The sequence below is a fragment of the Micromonospora matsumotoense genome (genome assembly GCF_900091525.1).
Taxonomy (GTDB): domain Bacteria; phylum Actinomycetota; class Actinomycetes; order Mycobacteriales; family Micromonosporaceae; genus Micromonospora; species Micromonospora matsumotoensis.
Genome location: NZ_FMCU01000004.1, coordinates 253,051 through 273,555, shown reverse-complemented (window position 1 = coordinate 273,555; position 20,505 = coordinate 253,051). Strand labels below are relative to the sequence as shown.

Annotated in this window: 14 protein-coding genes; 10 read left to right on the top strand and 4 right to left on the bottom strand. The window is 71.3% G+C overall.

What is annotated here, in order from left to right:
* The first annotated feature begins 119 nt into the window (after positions 1–119).
* On the top strand, positions 120–2,219 hold the full coding sequence (locus GA0070216_RS11020; protein ID WP_176738914.1) for a family 43 glycosylhydrolase: 2,100 nt from the start codon (positions 120–122) through the stop codon (positions 2,217–2,219).
* 286 nt (positions 2,220–2,505) lie between these two features.
* Here the strand turns inward: GA0070216_RS11020 and GA0070216_RS11015 are convergent, their stop codons facing one another.
* The 3 genes from GA0070216_RS11015 to GA0070216_RS11005 form a co-directional block, all read right to left on the bottom strand.
* Positions 2,506–4,848, bottom strand: a complete 2,343-nt coding sequence (locus tag GA0070216_RS11015; RefSeq protein ID WP_091243409.1) for a beta-L-arabinofuranosidase domain-containing protein — start codon at positions 4,846–4,848, stop codon at positions 2,506–2,508.
* 130 nt (positions 4,849–4,978) lie between these two features.
* Positions 4,979–6,745, bottom strand: a complete 1,767-nt coding sequence (locus GA0070216_RS11010; protein WP_245722449.1) for a family 43 glycosylhydrolase — start codon at positions 6,743–6,745, stop codon at positions 4,979–4,981.
* 581 nt (positions 6,746–7,326) lie between these two features.
* On the bottom strand, positions 7,327–8,091 hold the full coding sequence (locus GA0070216_RS11005; protein WP_091243406.1) for a FadR/GntR family transcriptional regulator: 765 nt from the start codon (positions 8,089–8,091) through the stop codon (positions 7,327–7,329).
* A 151-nt stretch (positions 8,092–8,242) separates the two neighbouring features.
* On the opposite strand from GA0070216_RS11005, the gene GA0070216_RS11000 reads away from it, so the two are divergent.
* The 9 genes from GA0070216_RS11000 to GA0070216_RS10960 are packed head-to-tail and all read left to right on the top strand — an operon-like array spanning position 8,243 to position 18,663.
* Complete coding sequence (locus tag GA0070216_RS11000) at positions 8,243–9,511, top strand: ABC transporter substrate-binding protein (protein ID WP_091243403.1); 1,269 nt, start codon at positions 8,243–8,245, stop codon at positions 9,509–9,511.
* Positions 9,512–9,514: 3 nt separating this feature from the next.
* The gene (locus tag GA0070216_RS10995; RefSeq protein WP_176738913.1) at positions 9,515–10,486 is read left to right on the top strand and encodes a carbohydrate ABC transporter permease; all 972 of its coding nucleotides are present in this window, start codon (positions 9,515–9,517) and stop codon (positions 10,484–10,486) included.
* A complete protein-coding gene (locus GA0070216_RS10990; protein ID WP_091243400.1) occupies positions 10,486–11,313 on the top strand; it encodes a carbohydrate ABC transporter permease in 828 nt (275 codons plus the stop codon). The genes GA0070216_RS10995 and GA0070216_RS10990 overlap by 1 nt, the downstream gene beginning before the upstream one ends.
* A gap of 1 nt (position 11,314) precedes the next feature.
* Positions 11,315–12,553 carry a mandelate racemase/muconate lactonizing enzyme family protein gene (locus tag GA0070216_RS10985; protein ID WP_091243397.1) on the top strand — a complete coding sequence of 413 codons (1,239 nt, stop codon included), beginning with the start codon at positions 11,315–11,317 and terminating at the stop codon, positions 12,551–12,553.
* Between the two features lie 25 nt (positions 12,554–12,578).
* Positions 12,579–13,604: a zinc-dependent alcohol dehydrogenase gene (locus GA0070216_RS10980; RefSeq protein ID WP_091243395.1), complete on the top strand. Its 1,026-nt coding sequence runs from the start codon at positions 12,579–12,581 to the stop codon at positions 13,602–13,604.
* Entirely contained in the window at positions 13,601–14,362 is a 762-nt protein-coding gene (locus tag GA0070216_RS10975; RefSeq protein WP_091243392.1) for an SDR family NAD(P)-dependent oxidoreductase, read from the top strand. The genes GA0070216_RS10980 and GA0070216_RS10975 overlap by 4 nt, the downstream gene beginning before the upstream one ends.
* The gene (locus tag GA0070216_RS10970; RefSeq protein WP_176738912.1) at positions 14,359–15,231 is read left to right on the top strand and encodes an amidohydrolase family protein; all 873 of its coding nucleotides are present in this window, start codon (positions 14,359–14,361) and stop codon (positions 15,229–15,231) included. The genes GA0070216_RS10975 and GA0070216_RS10970 overlap by 4 nt, the downstream gene beginning before the upstream one ends.
* Positions 15,228–16,211: an aldo/keto reductase gene (locus GA0070216_RS10965; protein ID WP_091243389.1), complete on the top strand. Its 984-nt coding sequence runs from the start codon at positions 15,228–15,230 to the stop codon at positions 16,209–16,211. Before GA0070216_RS10970 ends, GA0070216_RS10965 begins: the two co-directional genes overlap by 4 nt.
* A gap of 55 nt (positions 16,212–16,266) precedes the next feature.
* The gene (locus GA0070216_RS10960) at positions 16,267–18,663 is read left to right on the top strand and encodes an RICIN domain-containing protein (RefSeq protein ID WP_091243384.1); all 2,397 of its coding nucleotides are present in this window, start codon (positions 16,267–16,269) and stop codon (positions 18,661–18,663) included.
* Positions 18,664–18,764: 101 nt separating this feature from the next.
* On the opposite strand, the gene GA0070216_RS10955 is transcribed toward GA0070216_RS10960, so the two are convergent.
* On the bottom strand, positions 18,765–20,462 hold the full coding sequence (locus tag GA0070216_RS10955; protein ID WP_091243380.1) for a tetratricopeptide repeat protein: 1,698 nt from the start codon (positions 20,460–20,462) through the stop codon (positions 18,765–18,767).
* Between the last annotated feature and the right edge of the window lie 43 nt (positions 20,463–20,505).

Here is a 20,505-nt window from a genome sequence, read left to right as displayed (position 1 = left end):
CGCCATCGCGGACGCGTCGCCGAGTGAACGTTGACATCGGCAGGCTTCGAACAATGCGACGACGGGGTCCGGACGGTGTTCCGGGGCGACCGTCGATCGACCGTTGGTGAAGGAGGGTCATGGTAGCCATGGGTGAGGTGCCGATCGCGGTCCGGCGGCGGCGCGGCTGGTGGTCGCGGGTCGTCGCCGCGCTGTTGACGGTGCTGGTCGGCGGTGGTCTCGTCGTGGTCGAGTCGACGGGGGCGGCCGCGGCGACGGTGGACACCAACGCCTGGTACGTGTTGGTGAACCGAAACAGCGGCAAGGCGCTGGACGTGTACAACCGGGCCACCAACGACGGGGCGCGGATCACCCAGTGGACCCGCGGTGACGGTACCAACCAGCAGTGGCAGTTCGTCGACTCCGGCGGCGGCTACTACCGGTTGAAGTCACGGAACTCGGGCAAGGTCCTCGACGTCTCCAGCCGGTCCACCGCCGACGGCGCGGCGATCGTGCAGTGGACCGACGGCAACGGCACCAACCAGCAGTTCCGGCTCGCCGACTCGGCCGACGGCTACGTCCGGCTGCTCAACCGCAACAGCGGCAAGGCGGTGGAGGTGCAGGGCGCCTCGACGGCCGACGGCGGGAACATCGTCCAGTACGCCGACTGGGGCGGCACCAACCAGCAGTGGCAACTCGTCCGCGTCGACGGCACCACCCCCACCACGCCTCCCACCACGCCACCGGCGAACGGCTCGTTCACCAACCCGGTGGTGTGGCAGGACTTCGCCGACGTCGACATCATCCGGGTCGGTGACGCGTTCTACCTGTCCGCCTCGACCATGCACTACTCCCCGGGCGCCCCGATCCTGCGCTCCTACGACCTGGTGAACTGGGAGTTCGCCGGGCACTCGGTGCCCAAGCTCGACTTCGGCGCGAAGTACGACATGTCCGGCGGGCGGGCGTACGTCAACGGGATCTGGGCGTCGACGCTGAACTACCGCCCGAGCAACAGCACCTACTACTGGGCCGGCTGCATCGACTTCGCCAAGACCTACATCTACACCGCCGCCGCGGTGGACGGGGCCTGGAACCAGCACGCCACCATCAACAAGTGCTACTACGACGCCGGCATGCTGGTGGACGACAACGACACCATGTACGTCGCCTACGGCAACAGCCAGATCAGCGTGGCGCAGCTGTCGGCGGACGGCAAGAGCGAGGTCCGCAGCCAGCAGGTCTTCTCCACCCCGTCGAGCGTGGGCACCCTGGAGGGGGCCCGGTTCTACAAGCGCAACGGCAGCTACTACATCTTCCTCACCCGGCCGGCCAACGGTCAGTACATCCTGAAGTCGTCGAGCCCGTTCGGCCCGTACGAGATGCGGCAGGTGCTGCTCAACATGCCCGGCCCGATCTCCGGCGGCGGCGTGCCGCACCAGGGCGGACTGGTGCAGACCGCGGGTGGACAGTGGTACTACATGTCCTTCGTCGACGCCTACCCCGGTGGGCGGGTGCCCGCCCTGGCCCCGATCACCTGGACCGCCGACGGCTGGCCGCAGATCCAGACGGTCAACGGGGGCTGGGGCGCGTCGTACCCGAATCCGTTGCCGATCCGGCCGGTCAAGCCGCTGACCGGCACCGACACCTTTGCCGGCAGCACCCTCGGCCCGCAGTGGGAGTGGAACCACAACCCGGACAACACCAAGTGGTCGGTCAACAACGGCCTGCGGTTGCAGACCGCCACCGTGACCAACGACCTCTACAGCGCCCGGAACACGGTCACCCACCGGATCCAGGGGCCCACCTCCACCGCCACCGTCGAACTCGACTACTCGGCGCTGCGTGACGGCGACCGGACCGGGCTGGCGGTGCTGCGCAACTCGTCGGCCTGGATCGGCGTCCGGCGCGACAACGGGGCGACCCGGGTGTCGATGACCAACAACCTCACCATGGACGGCAGTTGGCGGACCACCAACACCGGTACGGAGATCGCCTCCGCGCCGGTCAGCGGGGGTCGGATCTGGCTGCGGGCCACCGCCGACATCCGCCCCGGCTCCGGCCGGCAGGCCCGGTTCTCCTACAGCACCGACGGCACCAACTTCACCGCCCTGGGCAACGCGCTCACCCTCGACAGCAACTGGCAGTTCTTCATGGGCTACCGCTTCGCCATCTTCAACCACGCCACCCAGGCCCTCGGTGGCACCAGCACGATCCGCCAGTTCCAGCTGACCACCCCCTGACCCACCCGGTCGCGGCCGGCAGACGCCGGGACCGCTCGTACCGTCGGACCGCCCAGCGGACCCGGTCGGCACGGGCGGCCCCGGCGGCCAGGCTCCGGTTCGTGCCGGCCCCGGGTTCATGCCGGCTCCGGTTCGCCGGCTCCGGTTCGTGCCGGCTCCGGTTCGTGCCGGGTTCAGGTGCAAACGGAATGGGGCTGCCCCGATCGGGGCAGCCCCATTCGTCAGGCCGCAGGTCCGCCACCGTCTCGCCGGCGGTGGCGGACCTGCGGCCGGTCCACACCAACCACTACTGGTTGGCGACGATCCGCCACCGGTTGTCCGCGCTGCCGTTGTCGGAGTCCTGCACGGCCTGTGCGCCCTGGGTGGTCGAGCCGTTGAGGATGCCGAGCAGCTTCCCGCTGTTGACGTTGCGGATCTTGTAGGTGCCGTCACCCTGGTTCACCAGGACCCAGCGGTGGTCGGCGGTGCCGTTGTCCGCCCACTGCAGGACCCGGGCGTTGTCGGCGGTGGACATGTTCTCCACGCCGAGGACCTTGCCGCTGTTGACGTTGCGGAACCGGACCGCGTCGCCGTCGGTCACCACCACCCAGTTGTGGTCGGCGGTGCCGGTGTCACCCCACTGGAGGGCGAGCCCACCGTCGGCGGTGGACATGTTCTGGATGCCGAGGACCAGGCCGCTGCCGACGTTGACGAGCCGCGAGCTGCCGCCACCGGGGTTGCCGCCCCCGGTGGTGCTCCAGTAGACCGTGTAGTTGAAGCCGTGGGCGTCGTAGAACGGCCCGACGTTGACCGTGGACCCGTTGGCGGTGGCGGTGAACGCCAGCGCGCTGGTGCTGGTCCGGGTGACCGACGAGACGTTGAGCGACGGCAGGGAGTTCAGGGCGGTGTTGCCGTAGTTGCCGGCCAGCACCGCCGGCCCGTAGGTGAGGGCGCCGACGTTGGCGTTGTCGTTGGCCTGCTGCACGACGACCTTCATCGGCAGGCGGACGGTGATGGTGTCGCCGGCCGCCCAGGTGCGGGTGACCGTGGCGTAGCTGCCGGGGTTGGTCGACACGCTCTGCGTCTCGCCGTTGACGGCGATCGTCGCGCCGGTGGCCCAGGCCGGAATCCGGACCCGGATGCTCCACGAGCCGCTCATCGTGCCGTCGATGGTGAGCGTGCTGGTGTCGCTGGCCGGGTAGCTGGTGCTCTGGGTGACCGTGATCCCGCGCTGCGACCAGGTCAGCACCGACGGCACGAACAGGTTCACCGTCAGCGTGGTGCCGTTGTAGAAGTAGATCGAGTCCATCAGCTTGGTGTTCGCCTCGATGCCGGTGCCCTGACAGCACCAGAACGAGTTGTAGTCGGTGCTGAAGGTGCCGCCGCCCCAGGCCGGGCCGACGCCCCGGCGTCCACCCGGCTTGAGCGGGGTGAAGTAGGTAACGTGGCCGTGGCCGTCGGCCGGGTTCTGCGCGCCGACGACGTGGTTGAGCAGGGCGCGCTCGTAGTAGTCGAAGTAGGCGACCCGGTTCGGGTCGAGCAGCCACAGCTCCCGGGTCAGCTTGAGCATGTTGTGGGTGTTGCAGTGCTCGCAGGTGTCGTTGCTCAGGTAGCCGGCGATCGCGTTCGGCGGCCGGAAGTGCTCGGCCTGGCTGTTGCCGCCGATGACGTAGGTGTGCGCGTTGACGGTCATGTTCCACGCGTTGCTGGCGATGTCGCGGTACCGGGTGGTGCCGGTCGCCTTGAACTCCCGCGCCGCGCCGATCCACTTGGGCACCTGGGTGTTGGCGTGCTTGCCGTTGAGCTGGTCGGAGTTGGAGGCCAGCGGGTTGAACACGCTTTCGTGGTCGAAGCGCTGGGCGACGGTGAGCCAACGCCCGTCGCCGGTGTACTGGTAGATGTCGGTCAGCGCCTCGTTCATGCCGCCGAACTCGGTCCCCAGCATCGACTGCATCTGGTTGTAGCTCAGCCGCGAGGTGCGGGTGTCGACCCAGCCGGCCAACGCCAGCAGCACCGAACGGGCCTGCGTGTTGCCGATGTAGCGCCACACGTCGAGCAGCCCGATCAAGGTCTTGTGGATGCAGTAGTAGGGCACGTTGCCGTTGGACAGCGTCCGGGCCTCCAGCGCCGCGAAGTCGGACTCCGGGAAGCCGGACAGGTAGCCGGCGGTGAACCCGGCCGCGCCGTTGTTGGCCTGGCACTTGGCCAGCTCGGCCACCATGTAGTTCGCCTTGTCCCGGCAGGTGGTGTCGCCCAGCACGGCGTACGCCTGCGCCCAGGCGGTCAGGAAGTGGCCCTGCATGTGAGAGCGGAACGGGAACGACGGCGCGTCCCAGCCACCGTTGGAGGCGGCGTTGTTGGTGCCGAGCCGGTGGTTGGCCCGGAAGTTGCGGAGCATCCGGTCGACGTCGACGAACCGCAGGTAGCTCAGCGTCCGGTTCTGGTTGTCCAGCAGCCGGCCGGCGGTCAGCCGGACCTGACCCAGCTCGAACGGGTACGCGGAGACGCCGAGGTCCGCCCGGGCCGGGGGGACCACCAGCGCCGCGGCGGCCGGCGTCGACCCGAGGAGGGCGCTACCGGTGGCGGAGACCAGCGCGGTGGCGCCTGCGGCCTGGAGGAGCTGGCGTCGGTTGAGGGACGGGACTGACATGGGGACCTCCGGTTGACCGGACGGCGGGCTAACGCCTGCCCGGGACGTGTCGTACGGGATCGTTGGTGGTGCCGGTGCTGGGGTGCCGGCCCGCCCTGGTGGGGCGGCGCGGGCCGGCACCGCTGTGGGGTCAGACGGGCGTGCAGGTCAGGTCGGTCGGTGGCTGGTTGCTGCCGGTGGTCGAGCTGATGTAGCCCACGGTGGTGGACCCGCCCGCCGCGAGCTGTCCGTTGTAGCTGGCGTTGGTGACGGTGACCTGGTTGCCCTGCTGGCTGAGGGTGCCGTTCCAGGCCTGGGCCACCGTCTGTCCGCTGGGGAAGGTGAAGTTCACCCGCCAGCCGCTGACCGCGACGGACCCGTTGGTGATGGTCAGCTTCCCTTCGAAGCCGCCCTGCCAGGTGTTGACCACCGTGTTGGTGACGGCGCAGGAGCGGCCGCCGGGCGTGGTCGGAGCCGGGGTGGTCGGAGCCGGGGTCGTCGGGGCCGGGGTCGTCGGGGTGGGGGTGGGGGTAGCGGTGGGCGTCGGGGTGGGCGTCGCGGTCGGGGTGGGCGTCGGGTTGGTCCCACTGCCGAACTGCCACCAGTTGACGTTGAACAGGGTGCCGCTGCCACCGGTGAACCGCAGGTACATGTCGTGGGTGCCGGTCGCGCCGGACACCGGGCAGGAGACGGTCTGCCAGTTCTGCCAGCCGCCGGTGACCGGTACGGAGCAACTGGCCACCCGGGTGCCGGTGGCGCTGTCCAGCCGGACCTCGATGGTGCCGCCGCTGCCGGCCGAGGCCACCCGGGCGTTGAAGGTCGTCGCGCCGGTGCCGAAGCCGACCCCCTTGACCTTGATGTAGTCGCCGTTCTCGATGAAGCCGACGTTCATCCCGCCCTCGGTCGACGCCTCCGTCTCGATGCCGGAGCCCCACGCGATGGTCTCGGCCTCCTGCCGCACGTACGGGTTCAGCGTGCCGATCTGCGGTGCGCCGGTGGTGCTCATGTTGATCGTCGGGATGGTGCCGTTGGTGTTGTAGGAGAACTTCTCCACCGCCACCGACCGGGTGAAGCCGCCACCGCCGGGCAACGCGCCGTTGTGGTAGAAGAAGTACGACCCGCCGTTGAAGTCGACGATCCCGGCGTGGTTGGTGAAGCTGCCGCCCTGCCGGGGCATGATCGTGCCCCGGTAGGTCCACGGCCCGGTGGGGCCGGTCGCCGTGGAGTAGGCGATGAACTCGCTGCAGCACTCGGCGGCGAAGACGTTGTAGTAGAGCCCGTTGCGCTTGTAGACCCAGGGGCCCTCCTCGTAGAGGGTGGGCCGGGTGGCGTTGCCGTTGCGGGTGCCGAATCCGGCGGTGGTCAGCGGGATCTTGGTGACGCTGCCGGAGAACGAGATCATGTCGGGGTTCAGCTTCACGTACCACAGGTTGGGGTTTCCCCAGTAGAGGTACGCCTGCCCGTCGTCGTCGATGAAGACGGTCGGGTCGATCTCACCGTTGGCCGCCAACGGTCGGCCGATGGCGTCGCGGAACGGGCCGGTGGGGCTGTCGCTCACCGCCACCCCGATGGCCATCGAGTTGGTCGACTTCGCGGTCACCGGCACGTACCAGTAGAACTTGCCGTTGCGGGCGATGACCTGGCCGGCCCAGGCGTCCGACTTCGCCCAGCTGAAGGTGGCGACGCTCAGCGGCGAGCCGTGGTCGGTCCAGTTGACCATGTCGGCGGAGGACCAGACCCGCCAATCCTTCATGGTGAACCACGTCGAGCCGTCCTCGTCGTGGCCGGTGTAGAGGTACACCCGCCCGTCGTGCACCAGCGGGGCCGGGTCGGCGGTGTAGATGTGCTGGACGACGGGGTTGTCGGCCTTCGCGGTGCCGGCCGGGAGCAGGGTCGAGACCAGGAGCAGGGCCGCCAGCCAGGCGAAGGAGCGCCGCAATCGGTGCAGTGGTGGCAGTGCGGGTTTCACCAGTACCTCCCAGGAGGGGCGATGCGTGTCTCTGTCGGTGGCGTCGCGGCTCGGTGGCGTACCCGGACGCGCCGGCCCCGGGTCGGCGGACCGCCGGTGGGGCCTGGCCTCGTCTGAGCTGCCCGCCGTGCGGGTGCGCGGGTGTGGCGTCGCGGCCCCGATCGCGTCCGTGCCGGCCAGGGGCGGCCCGGCGGTCAGCACGCGATCGGGTCGGGCCCCACGGTGCTGGACGATGTGCGCCGGGGCTCCCCGGGGCAGGCGAATGATCGACCTGACCCGCCGACGTGCAGCGTCCACGGAGGTGCCCGGAGGTGTCCGACCGGCGTCGCCCGTGCCCGCACTCCGCTCCGCCGACCGGTCCGGTGGGTGGAGCGTGGAAGCGTGCCCTTCGCTTCTGCGGCCGACGGTATCTTGTTATCGTTAACACCCGCAAGCCATTGATGCCCGTGGGTTGAGCTGCCCCGGCCGGCCCGGTGCGGACGCCGCTTCCCCGGGTGGTCCGGGGTGGGTCGTCGGGTCGGGTTCCGGTGTCAGCGCACCAGCCGTGCGGTGTCCGGTCCGCTGCGGCGGACCAGCCATGCCTCGGTGATGTGGGTGACCATGGCCTCGGCGGCGCCGTCCGGGTCGTGGGCGGCGATGCGCTCGTAGATGCGCCGGTGCCCCCGGTTGGACGCCACGCACAGCGCCCGCTCGGAACGGCCCATGTACCGGGCGGTGTTCACCACCTGGCTCTCCAGCGACCGCACCACACCCCGGGCGATCCGGTTGCCGGACGCCTGCATGATCACGTCGTGGAACGCCCGGTCGTGCTCGTGGTAGGCGGCCGGGTCGCCGACCAGTTCGTCCATCCGGTCGACCAGGGCGCGCATCCGGTCGACGGTCTCCCGGTCGGCCAGCCGGGCGGCGACGTTGGCCATGTCGGACTCCAGCACCCGCCGGGTGGCCACCAGGTCGTCGAGGATGGTCAGGCTGTCGTCCTCGGCGATGGTGGCGGCGAGCACCAACTCGTCGAGCATGTCCCACATCGACGGCGGGGTGACGATGGTGCCGCTGCCCTGTCGGACCTGCACCAGACACTTCTCCTGGAGGATCTTCACGGCCTCCCGGACGACCGTGCGGCTGACCGAGAACGCCTCGCACAGCGCGGGCTCCGGGGGCAGCGGGGAGCCGGGCGGGTGAACTCCGCGTACGATGCGTTCTACCAGCTCCGCGGTGACCGCGGTGGCGAGGTTGGCCGGTCGTCGCGCCCAGGTCGGGGGCGCTGCCGTGTTCAGGGTGATCTCCCGTGCCGTCATGTCCCCTCCAGTGACTCCCGCGGACCGCGCCACGACCTGCCTGCCGCGAATTCTACGTCCCGCTGTTGACGTCATACGTCATACGAGTTACTTTCTCGTCAATTCAAGCGTCTCGATCCAGTGGTCCGCGCGATGGCGAAGGTGAGCAGCGATGAAGCAGCGAGCAGTGTGGTCGGCCGTCCTCGTCGCGGCATTGGCCCTGGCCGGCTGTGGGAGCGCCACCGACACGCGCTCCTCGCCCGGTGGCGCCGACGGGAAGCTGGTGGTCTGGGACTGGAAGTCCGGTGAGGCGACCGCCGGCGCGTACCTGCAGAAGGCGAAGGCCGACTTCGCCAAGAAGCACCCGAACGTCACGGTCGAGTTCGTCGCCCAGCCCTACGAGCAGTACTACACCCTGCTCGGCACGGCGATCCAGGCCGGCAAGGGACCCGACGTGATCCTGTTCAACGGCGGCGGCCAGATCCGGGACCGGGCGGACGCGCTGCTGCCCCTGGACGAGTACGTGGCCGAGGACCGGCAGCGGCTCGCCGGCTGGGAGGCGTTCAGCAAGGACGGCAAGACCTACGCCGGCCCGGTGACCCTCCAGGGCCACCCGATCTACTACAACCGGACGCTCTACGAGAAGGCCGGCCTCGACCCGGCCAACCCGGCCAAGACCTGGCCGGAGTTCGTCGCCAACTGTGCCACCCTCACCAAGCAGACCGGCGCGAAGTGCCTCGCCCTCGGCAACAAGGAGGGCTTCGGCATCCAGTTCTTCCTCTCCGCCTTCGGCACCGGCGTGTTCACCCCGCAGGAGCAGGACGACTGGATCGCCGGCAAGCGGGACTGGAACTCCCCGCACGTCAAGCGGATCTTCGCGCTCTGGAAGGAGACCCAGGACGCGAAGCTGAACAGCGACGGGGCGAACTCGACGGCGATGTTCAACGACTCCTTCGCGATCTTCCAGTCCGCGAAGGCTGCCCACGTCATCGGGCTGATGTCGGACATCGGGCACTGGAAGGACTTCAGCGAGTTCGTCACCGCCGAGAAGCTGGGCGTGATGCGGGCCCCGGTCGTCGTACCCGGCGCCACCCCGAACCTGCCCTACGACGGTGGCATCGGCTACGGGGTCGCCAAGTGGACCAAGGACCCCAAGGTCGCCGCCGACCTGGTGCGTTCGCTGACCTCGACCGACGCGCTCAAGTCCTTCTACGCCGACGCCGGGGCGATCGCCTCCGACACCACCATCGACGTCTCCCAGGGTGGCCCGGCGGTGGCCACCATCGTCGCCGACCTCAAGGCCGGCAAGCCCGCCCTGCACGTGGCGCTCTCCTCGAAGACCCTGGAGCTGATGGGCCGGATCTCCCAGCAACTGCTGAGCGGCTCGATCACCGTCGACGAGGCGGTGAAGCAGCTGGCCGCCTCCGATCAGGCCGGCTGACCCGTGCCGGTCGACGAGGCGATCCCGTCGGTCCGCCCGGCACCCGCCGGACGGACCGACGGGACGCCGCCGCGGCAACGCGTACCCCGTGCTCGGGCCGCCTCGCGCGGTGGCCGGCGCGCGGAGCGGCTCGCCCCCTTCGTGTTGCTGGCCCCGGCCCTGCTGATCCTCGCGCTGCTGCGGTTCTGGCCGCTGCTGCTCGGGGTCAACTTCTCCTTCACCGGGGACGGCGACCGCAACGGGCTGATGGTCGGCCTGGACAACTACCGGGAGTTGTTCGGGGACCCGCTGTTCCGGGGCGCGTTGCGCAACGTGGGGCTGCTCGTGCTGCTGCTGCCGGTGGCGGTGGCGATCCCCGGCCTGCTCGCCACCTTCATCTACCTGCGGGTGCCCGGGCACCGGCTGTTCCGCAGCGTCTACTTCTTTCCGGCCGTGCTGTCCCCGGTCATCGTCGGCGCCATCTTCAACCTCCTGCTCGCCTTCGACGGCCCGCTCAACGCCCTGCTCGGCGGGGTCGGCATCGGGCCGGTGGACTGGCTCGGCGATCCGGACGTGGCGATGTTCGTGGTGGTCGGGGTGCACGTCTGGGCGACCTTCGGGATGGCGCTGGTGGTGTTCCTCGCCGGGTTCGCCACCCTGGACGCCTCGCTGCTGGACGCCGCCCGGGTGGACGGCGCGTCGCTGCCCCAGACCATCCGGCACGTGATCGTGCCCAGCCTCTCCCGCACCATCCAGTTCGTCTTCGTCACCACGATGATCGGGATGCTGACCTCCATGTTCGGCCTGCTCTACGTGATGACCAGCGGTGGTCCGGAGGGCTCGACCTACCTGCCGGAGTACTACATCTGGATCCAGCAGGGGCAGATGAACCGACCGGCGCTCGCCTCGGCCGCCTCGACGGTGCTCTTCCTCATCATGCTCGTGGTGGGGCTGTTGCAGATCAGCCTGCTCCGGCGGGCGGTGAGAGAGGCGTGATGTCCCAAGCCCGGTGGGGTCGGTGGCTGCTCGCCGTCCCGATGGCCGTGCTGGCCCTGGCGACCGTCTACCCCCTGGTCTTCACCGCCAACGTGGCGATGAAGACCCGCCGCGACTACATCCTCGACCGGTTCTCGCTGGCGGACGCCCTGCACTGGGAGAACATCGCCACCGCGTGGAACAGCGTGGGGATGGCCCGGTACCTGGCCAACTCGGTGGTCGTGGTGACGGTCTCGGTGTTCCTGCTGCTCTTGTTCGGGTCGATGGCCGGTTTCGCGTTGAGCCAGCTGCGCTTCCGGGGTTCGTCGGTGCTCTTCCTGTGCTGCCTCGCGGCGCTCTTCGTGCCATTCCAGGTGATCATGGTGCCGCTGGCCCGGATCATGGGGGACGCCGGCCTCGTCGACACCTACCCGGGGCTGGTGCTCGCCTACGTGGCGCAGTTCCTGCCCTTCACGATCTTCCTGATGACCAGCTACTACCGGACCATCCCACCGGAGATCATCGACGCGGCCCGGATCGACGGCAACGACGTCTACGGCGTCTACCGGCGGATCATGCTGCCGCTGGGCACCCCGGCCCTGCTGTCGGTCGGCATCCTCAACGCGCTGTTCTGCTGGAACGACGTGCTGATCTCGTTGCTGCTGATGCCCTCGGCCGACCATCGGACCCTGATGGTCGGCGTCACCTCGCTGCGGGGGCAGTACTCCGACGACATCCCCACCTTCGCCTCGGGGGTGCTGATCGCCGCGGTACCCGTGCTGGTGATCTACCTCTTCCTCCAGCGCCAGATCGCCGACGGCGTCGCCGCCGGCGCCACGAAGGGCTGACATGCGGATCACCGGATACCGGACCCTGACCACCGTGCAGGAGTGGGGTCGGCCCGTCGGCGACGCGAACGGCGTCTTCACCGACGGGGCGACCTCGGTGCCGATCATCGTGGTCGAGACCGACGAGGGCATCACCGGGATCGGCCTCGGACCACATGCGGACGTCGAACGGATCTTCGCCGCGATCGACGGCGAGGACCCCCGCGCCGTGACCACCCTCTACGACCGGATGCTGCGGCAGACCTTCAAGGCCGGTCACGCTGGCTCGGTGTTCGGCACCATCGGGGCGCTGGACACCGCGCTGTGGGACATCAAGGCCCAGGCGGCGGGTCAACCGCTGTGGCGGCTGCTGGGCGGCCGCGACCCGCGGGTGCCCGCCTACGCGTCCGGCCTCGACATCGGCCTGGACGACGACGACCTGGCGGCGGCCTACACGGTCTACGCCCGACACGGGCTGCGGGCCGCCAAACTCAAGGGTGGCCTCGACATCGAGCGGGACCGGCACCGGCTGCACCTGGTCCGGGACGTGTTGACCGAGGCCGGGCGGGGGCAGCGGCCCGGCCTGATGCTCGACGTGAACGAGGCGTGGACCCGCAAGCAGGCCGTCCGGCACGTCTGCGAACTCGAACGCACCCTGGACCTCGTCTGGATCGAGGAACCCGTCCGACGGTGGGACGCCGAAGGCCTGGCCGTCGTCGGGCGCGGGGTCCGGGCCTCGGTCGCCACCGGGGAGAACCTCACCGGCCTCGAACAGTACCGGCCGCTGCTCGCCGCGTCGGCGGTCGACATCGTGCAGATGGCCGCGGTCTGGGGGGTCACCCACTTCCTGCGGGTTGCCGCCCTGGCCCACGCCTACGACCTGCCGGTCAGCCCGATCGGCAACAGTCCCGTCGGGCTGCTGCACGCCGCCACGTCGGTGCCGAACCACCTGGTCAGCGAGTTGCAGGACCTCCGGCCACCGGTCGGGATCACCCGCGACCTGCACGTCGAGGACGGCGCGTTCGTCCTCGGTGACACCCCGGGCCTGGGCGTCACGATCGCCGAGGAGGAGATCCGCACCTATCCGCGCCGGTCGGACGTGCCCACGCCCGACGGCCCCAACGTCCGGCCGGAACGGGCCGGCCGCCGGCTGCTGGCGGAGGTCGACCAGGTCGTTGCCGGGCCGGGGCGGTACGTCACCGGGCTGCCCGGCACCCCGGCGCACCACCACGACGGCCTGCCGTCCGCCGTCGGGCACTGAGACCCCGACCCGCGAGGGAGTACGCATGAAGGCAGTGGTCTACCGGAGCGCGCGGCACCTGGAGGTCGAGCACCGCGACCCCGAGCCGCCGGGGCCAGGTCAGCTGCGGATCGCGGTGGCCTACACCGGGATCTGCGGCACCGACCTGCACGTCTACCACGGGGACATGGACGCCCGGGTGGGCGCGTCGGCGGTGATCGGGCACGAGATGTCCGGGCGGGTCGCCGAGGTCGGCGCGGGGGTCACCGGGCACGCCGTGGGTCAGCCGGTCACCGTGCTGCCCACCCGCTTCTGCGGCCGGTGCGTCGCCTGCCGGCGCGGGAACCCGCACATCTGTCACGCGATGAACTTCCTCGGCGTGGACTCGCCCGGGGCCATGCAGTCCTCCTGGACCGTCCCGGCCGAGCTGGTCGTGCCGCTCCCCGACGGGCTGCCCCTCGACGAGGCGGCCCTGGTGGAACCGGTCGCGGTCGCCGTGCACGACGTACGGCGGGGCCGGGTGACCGACGCCGACCAGGTCGTGGTGGTCGGTGGCGGACCGGTCGGCGTGCTCATCGCCACCGTGGCCCGGCAGCGTGGCGCGCGGGTCCTGTTGGTCGAACCGGACCCGTTCCGCCGTGCGGTGGCCACCGGGATCGGGATCGACGCCGTCGACCCGGGGGAGACCGACGTGGCGGCCCTGGTCGACGCGCGCACCGAGGGTGCGGGCGCCGACGTGGCCTTCGAGGTCTCCGGTTCCGCCGCCGGTGTCGGCACCGCCGTCGACGTGCTGACCACCCGGGGCCGGCTGGTGATGGTGGCGATCCATCCGCAGCCCCGGCCGGTGAACCTGCACCGGGTCTTCTGGCGTGAGCTGGAACTGCTCGGCGCCCGGCTCTATCAGCGCGACGACATGGTGGAGGCGGTCCGGCTGGTCGCCTCCGGTGCGATCCCGGCCCGGCAACTCATCTCCCGGGTGGTGCCCGCCGACGCGGCGGCGTCGGCCTTCACCGCCCTGGAGGGCGGCGGCGTGATGAAGGTGCTGCTCGACTGGCAGGAGGGGGACCGATGAGCACTCTGTTCGACCTGTCCGGCCGGACCGCCGTGGTGACCGGCGCCCGCCGGGGCATCGGGCTGGCCATGGCCGAGGCGCTGGCCGTGGCCGGTGCCGACGTCGTCGGCGTGTCGGCCCAGCTGGAGGCCACCGGCAGCGAGGTGGAGCAGCGGGTACGCGCGGCGGGCCGCCGGTTCACCGCGCTGCGCGCCGACCTGGCCGACCGCGTCGCGGTGCGTCGCCTGGTCGGGGACCTGCACGACCTCGGCCCGATCGACATCCTGGTCAACAACGGCGGCACCATCGCCCGCGCCCCCGCCGCGGAGCACCCCGACGAGATGTGGGACCACGTCATCGAGGTCAACCTGACCAGCCAGTTCGTGCTGAGCCGGGAGATCGGCCGGGAAATGGTGGCCCGGGGCCGAGGGAAGATCATCTTTACCGCGTCGCTGCTCAGCTTCCAGGGCGGCATCACCGTCCCCGGCTACGCCGCCTCCAAGTCCGGCATCGCCGGGCTGACCAAGGCGCTGGCCAACGAGTGGGCGGGACACGGGGTCAACGTCAATGCCATCGCCCCCGGCTACATCGCCACCGACAACACCCGGGCGCTGCGGGAGGACCCGGAACGCGACCGGGCCATCCTGACCCGGATCCCGGCCGGCCGGTGGGGAAACGCCGACGACCTCGCCGGCGCGACGGTGTTCCTGGCCGCGCCCGCGTCGGACTACGTCAACGGCGTCGTCCTGCCCGTCGACGGCGGGTGGCTGGGCCGATGACCGTGCCGGCCGGACCCACCGACATCGTCGACGCCCACCACCATCTCTGGGTGCGGGCCCGGCACCCGCAACCGTGGATCGACCCGGCCACCATGGCGGCGATCGACGCCGACTTCACCGCGGCCGACCTCGACCGGGTGGCCCGCGACGCCGGGGTGACCCAGACCGTCCTGGTGCAGGCCAACTCCACCGAGGCGGAGACGGTGGACCTGCTGGGCGTCGCCGCCGACAGCCCGCTCGTGTGCGGTGTCGTCGGCTGGCTGGATCTCACCGCGGACGACGTCCCCGACCGGGTGGCCCGGCTGCGGGCGGCGCGGGGCGGCGAACGGCTGGTCGGCGTCCGGTACTCCGTCCAGGACGAGCCCGACCCGACGTTCCTCGACCGGGCCGACGTGCGGCGGGCGATCGCGGCGGTGGGCGCCGCCGGTCTCGCCTTCGACCTGCTGGTCCGCCAGCACCAACTGGCGGCGGCCAGCCGGGTGGCCCGCGACCTGCCCGAGGTGCGGTTCGTCCTGGACCATCTCGGCAAGCCCGCGCTGGGCGGAGCGGACCTCGGCGGGTGGGCCCGCGACCTGCGCGCCCTCGCGGCCTCGGCCAACACCACGGCGAAACTCTCCGGCCTGGTCACCGAGGTGGGCCACTCGCCCTGGACCCCGGAGGATCTGCGACCGGCCGTGGAGCACGCCCTCGACGCGTTCGGTCCGGACCGGCTGATGTTCGGCTCCGACTGGCCGGTCTGCCTGCTCGCCAGCTCCTACCCCCGCTGGGTCGACACCCTGGCGGGACTGCTGGACCCACTCGACCCCGACGGCCGGGCGGCGATCTGGCGGCACACCGCCCGGCGGGTGTACCGACTGGAGGCGTCGTGAGAGCGCACGCGCTGTCGCGCCGGCCGGCGGTGCGCCTCACCGAGCTGGGCTTCGGTGGGGCGCAGGGTGGCGACCTCTACCGGGCCACCACCGACGAGGGGTTCGCCGCCGCCGTCGACACCGCCTGGGCGGGTGGGCTGCGCTACTACGACACCGCGCCGCACTACGGGCTCGGGTTGTCCGAACGGCGGCTCGGCGCGGCCCTGCGTACCCGTCCGCGCGACGAGTACGTGGTGTCGACGAAGGTCGGGCGGCTGCTCGTACCGTCGCCGCAGGACGCGCACCGGCGCGACCCGGAGGGGTTCGACGTGCCCGCCGACCACCGGCGGGTCTGGGACTTCAGCCGGGACGGGGTGCTCCGCTCGCTGGAGTCCAGCCTGGCCCGCACCGGCCTGGACCGGCTGGACATCGTCTACCTGCACGACCCCGACGACCACTGGGAGCAGGCCGCGACCGAGGCGGTGCCCGCCCTGGTGGAGCTGCGCGACCAGGGCGTGGTGGGGGCCATCGGGGCCGGCATGAACCAGTCCCACCTGCTCACCCGGTTCGTCCGGGAGACCGACGTGGACGTGGTGATGTGCGCCGGCCGCTACACCCTGCTTGAACAGGGCGCGCTTGCCGACCTGCTGCCCGCCGCCGAGGAGCGGGGCGTCGGCGTGGTGATCGCCGGGGTCTACAACTCCGGGCTGCTGTCCCGGGACCGGCCACCGGCCGACGCGACCTACAACTACCAGCAGGCCCCGCCGGAGCTGCTCGACCGGGCCCGGCGGATCGCCGACGTCTGCCAGGCGTACGGCGTCACCCTGCCCCAGGCGGCGCTCGCCTTCGTCCGGTCCCATCCGGCAGTCGTCTCGACGGTCGTCGGCCTGCGCAGCAGCGCGCAGGTCACGCAGACCCTGGCCCGCGCGGACGCCGACGTCCCGGCGACGCTGTGGCCGGCGCTGCGGGCCGCCGGTCTGCTCACCCCGGTCGCGGCATGATTCCACCGTCGGCCGGGACGTCCCACCACCCCCCACCACGATAGGAGTCCCACCCGTGTCCGTCCCGACATCCCCCACAGGGCGCAGGCAGGTGCTGGCCGGCCTGGCCGCCACGGCGGTCGCCGCCGCGGTCGCCGTGGTCGCCTCGGCCACCCCCGCCCTGGCCGCCACCACCACCCTCTACGCCTCCCCCGCCGGCACCGGCACCGCCTGCTCCGCCAGCCAGCCGTGCGGGCTGACCGAGGCGCAGAACGCGGTGCGCTCCCTCAACACGTCGATGTCCGGCGACATCGTCGTCGAGCTGGCCGACGGCGTCTACCGGCTCGCCGCACCGTTCCGGCTGACCGCCGCCGATTCCGGCACCAACGGCTACACCGTGACGTGGCGGGCCGCCGCGTCCGCCCGCCCGGTGATCAGCGGGGCCCGGGCGGTCACCGGCTGGTCGCTGGTCGACGCCGGGAAGAACATCTGGCGGGCGAACGTCCCCGCCGGCCTCGACAGCCGGCAGCTCTACGTCAACGGCGCGGTCGCCACCCGGGCGCGGACCGCGGTGAACCGGGCCGACTTCACCTTCACCACCAGCGGCATGCGGTTCAGCAACGGCGCGCTGAGCTACCTGAACAACCTGGGCAACCAGAACCGGGTCGAGGTGGAGAGCGTCGGCTCGTTCACCGACCGGTACTCGCCGGTGCAGAGCATCAGCGGCAACTTCCTGACCATGCAGCAGCCGGCCTGGAACAACAACACGTTCGGCTTCGACACCCTGTCCAAGCCGCACCGGGCCGGCCCGTTCTACCTGGCCAACGCCTACGAGTTCCTGGACAGCGCGGGGGAGTGGTACCTCAACCCCGGCAGCGGGCAGCTCAACTACATCCCGCTGGCCGGGCAGAACATGAGCAGCGTCAGCGTGGAGCTGCCCCAGTTGCAGTCGCTGGTGAACGTCGGTGGCAGCTATGACGCTCCGGCGCACCACATCGCGTTCAGCGGGATCACCTTCACCGGCACCAGCTGGCTCGGCCCGAGCAGCAGCAACGGCTTCGCCGACCAGCAGACCGGCGCGCACATCGTCGGCACCTGGGCCCGTCCGGCCGACGCCCTGACCTCCTGCCAGGAGGGTTGCCCGCTGTTCGAGGCGACCCGGCCGAGCTGGGCCCAGATGCCGGCCGCCGTGCAGGTCTCCGCCGCCAACACCATCACCTTCAGCGACTCCCAGTTCGTCAACCTCGGGCAGACCGCCATCGGCATCGGCAACGACGCCAACGCGCACGCCAGCGGGGTCGGCCTGGGAGCCAGCAACATCACCGTCACCCGTTCCGAGATCGCCCGCAACTCGGCCGGCGGTGTCGTGGTCGGCGGGGTGCGCGCCGACGCCCACCACCCGGGCGACCAGCGGATGATCAACCGGAACATCACCATCAGCAACAACCGGGTGCACGACCTCGGCCTGGAGTACCGGGGCGTCGTCTCGATCCTGACCACCTACGTCAACACCTCGCTGGTGTCGCACAACGAGGTCTACAACATGCCGTACACCGGGCTGTCGGTCGGCTACGGCTGGGGCGCCAACGACGCGGGCGGCAGTCAGCACTACGCCAACCGGGGTCTCTACAACTACCAGCCGCGTTACTCGACGGCGACCACGGCGGCCAACAACCAGGTCATCGGCAACTACATCCACGACGTGATGCAGCAGATGACCGACGGCGGCTGCCTCTACACGCTGTCGGCCAACCCGGGCGGGACCATCAACGAGAACTACTGCCTGCGCACCAACGGCTGGTTCGGGCTCTACTTCGACGAGGGCTCCCGCTACTACACCGCCCGCAACAACGTGTTCTCCTCCACCGGCACCTGGGCGACCGCCAACTACTGGTACGCCGAGAACATGGGCAACTTCACCGTCACCAACAACTGGTCGACCAACAACAGCACCAACGTGACCAACGGTGACCGGGGCAACGTCGTCAACAACAACACCGTGGTCAGCAACAACAACTGGCCCTCGGGCGCGCAGACCGTCATCGCCAACGCCGGGGTGCAGGGCACCACCAACCCGCCGACGCAGGGCGCGCAGCTCGTCGGGGTCCAGTCCGGCCGGTGCGCCGAGGTCACCGGTTCCAGCACCACCAACGGCACCCAGGCCCAGCTCTGGGACTGCACCGGCGCGGCCAACCAGCGGTGGACCCAGACCGCCAGCCGGCAGTTGATGGTCTATGGCAACAAGTGCCTGGACGCCTCCGGGCAGGGCACCAGCAACGGCACCAAGGTGGTGATCTGGGACTGCAACGGCGGCACCAACCAGCAGTGGAACGTCAACGCCAACGGCACCATCACCGGCGCGCAGTCCGGGCTCTGCCTGGACGCGAACGCCGCCGGTACGGCCAACGGCACCAAGTTGATCCTCTGGGCCTGCAACGGCGGCACCAACCAGCAGTGGAGCCTGCGCAGCTGACCGGTCGACCATCGGGGGTGCGCGCAGCCGGGCCGTCCGCCCGGCTGCGCGTACCCCGACGTCGTTGTCCACCCGGTGTCGCCACCGTGACGTGCGGCCGGTCAGGAGGTGCGACGGCGGCAGCGGGCGAGTGCGCTGCGCAGGTCGCGACGCAGTGACCGGTCCAGGTCGGGTGCGGCGAGCGCGTCGGCGAAGTCCCGGGCCGCCTCGTCCCACCGGTCCAGCCGGGCCAGCGCGGTGCCCCGGTTGTAGCGGGGCACCGGTGCCGCCGACAGCGCGACCGCCCGGTCCAGGTCGGCCACGGCGGCGGCCACCTCGCCCCGGTCGAACCGGACGGCGGCCCGGTTCGTCCACGCCTCGACCAGCTCCGGATCGCCGGCCAACGCCCGGCTGAACAGCTCCTCGGCCCCGGCCGGGTCGCCGCGCTCCGAGCGGATCAGCCCGAGGGTGCACAGCAGGGCCGGCTCGTCCGGGGCCCGCATCAGCCCGGCCCGCGCCCCCGCCTCGGCGACGTCGAGCGCGCCCCGGCCGAGGTGCAGGTTGACCAGGGCGATCCGGGCGTCGAGGTGCCCGGGCTCGATGGCGAGCACCCGTTCCAGGTCATCCCGGGCCTGCCCGGCGCGGCCCCGTTCCTGGTGCAGCACCGCCCGGTTGTAGTACGCCTCCGGCAGGTGCGGCCCGAGGCGGATGGCGCTGCCGTGGTCCCGGATCGCGGCCCGGTGCCGCCCGGCCGCCCGGTGCAGGGCGGCCCGGTCCACGTAGTACTCGCAGTTGTCGGGGTCGTGGCCGATCACGGTGTCGAGTTCGGTCAGGGCCCGCTGCGGATCACCCAACGCCAGATAGACCTGGGCCCGGTTGTGGCGCAGCCGGGCCAGGTCCTGGGGGCGTTCACCGGGGGCGAGCACGGCCGTCAGCCGGGCCAGCCCGTCGTCGATCAGCCGCAGCGCCCGCTCCGGTTCACCCGCCCGGCTGTCCAGCAGGGCCACGCCCTGTTCGTAGAAGACGGTCGACAGCACCCGTTGCCGGGGGTCGGTGACCGTGCGGGCGAGCCGGAGCGCCTGCTCCAGCCAGTGCCGCGCCCGCGCCGGGTCCTGGGCTGCGGCGGGCAGGTGCCGGGCGTACAACATGGCGGTGGCGTACGCGGCCGACATGGTGATCTTGGGGTCGTCGGTGACGGTCCGCGCCTCGTGATAGAGGTCGAGCGCCTCGGTGGCCTGGTCCAGCGCCGCCAGGGCGGTGGCCAGGCCGGTGGTGAACGCCCACCAGTGCGGCAGGTCGTCGGCCGGGGTGACCAGGGCACGTCCGTGCCGGCCCGTGCGGGCAGCATGGTGGTAGAAGCCGCCGGCCAGGCTCTCGCCGAGGCTGGTGCGCAGGGTCGCCGGGGTCGGGTCGACCGCCGGCCGGGCCGGGCCGTCGTCGCACAGTTCCAGTCCCACCGGGTACGCCCCGAGCCGGCCGGCCAGCGAGTCGAGCAGCTCCCGGGTGGTCTCGTCGGCCGCGCCGACGTGCGCGAACCGGAGCGTGACCGGGCGTCGGAGGGTGCCCGCCCAGGCCGCCACGAACTCGGTCGCGCCGTAGGCCAGGGCGGCGGTGCGTCGGGCGGGGTGGAACCGGATCGGCGCCTCGTCGGCGGCGGTGCGGGCCGTCGGGTCGAGCCGGGGCGCGATGGCCCGCAGTTCGGTTCGGTGCCGGGCGGCCAGCCGGGGGCGGTCGGCGGCGATGCGGTGGAGCAGATCCGCGACCCCGGCGTACGGCCCGTGGTCGCGGTGGCAGTCGTACCCCGGTGGTGCGCCGGTCACGGTCGGGCCGGTGCCGCCGAGGGCGGGCGCCCGGGGGCGCCCG

Coding starts and splice junctions, on each gene's coding strand:
- GA0070216_RS11020 (WP_176738914.1), top strand. CDS start 120: ATGGTAGCCATGGGTGAGGTGCCGATCGCGGTCCGGCGGCGGCGCGGC.
- GA0070216_RS11015 (WP_091243409.1), bottom strand. CDS start 4,848: ATGTCAGTCCCGTCCCTCAACCGACGCCAGCTCCTCCAGGCCGCAGGC.
- GA0070216_RS11005 (WP_091243406.1), bottom strand. CDS start 8,091: ATGACGGCACGGGAGATCACCCTGAACACGGCAGCGCCCCCGACCTGG.
- GA0070216_RS11000 (WP_091243403.1), top strand. CDS start 8,243: ATGAAGCAGCGAGCAGTGTGGTCGGCCGTCCTCGTCGCGGCATTGGCC.
- GA0070216_RS10990 (WP_091243400.1), top strand. CDS start 10,486: ATGTCCCAAGCCCGGTGGGGTCGGTGGCTGCTCGCCGTCCCGATGGCC.
- GA0070216_RS10985 (WP_091243397.1), top strand. CDS start 11,315: ATGCGGATCACCGGATACCGGACCCTGACCACCGTGCAGGAGTGGGGT.
- GA0070216_RS10980 (WP_091243395.1), top strand. CDS start 12,579: ATGAAGGCAGTGGTCTACCGGAGCGCGCGGCACCTGGAGGTCGAGCAC.
- GA0070216_RS10975 (WP_091243392.1), top strand. CDS start 13,601: ATGAGCACTCTGTTCGACCTGTCCGGCCGGACCGCCGTGGTGACCGGC.
- GA0070216_RS10970 (WP_176738912.1), top strand. CDS start 14,359: ATGACCGTGCCGGCCGGACCCACCGACATCGTCGACGCCCACCACCAT.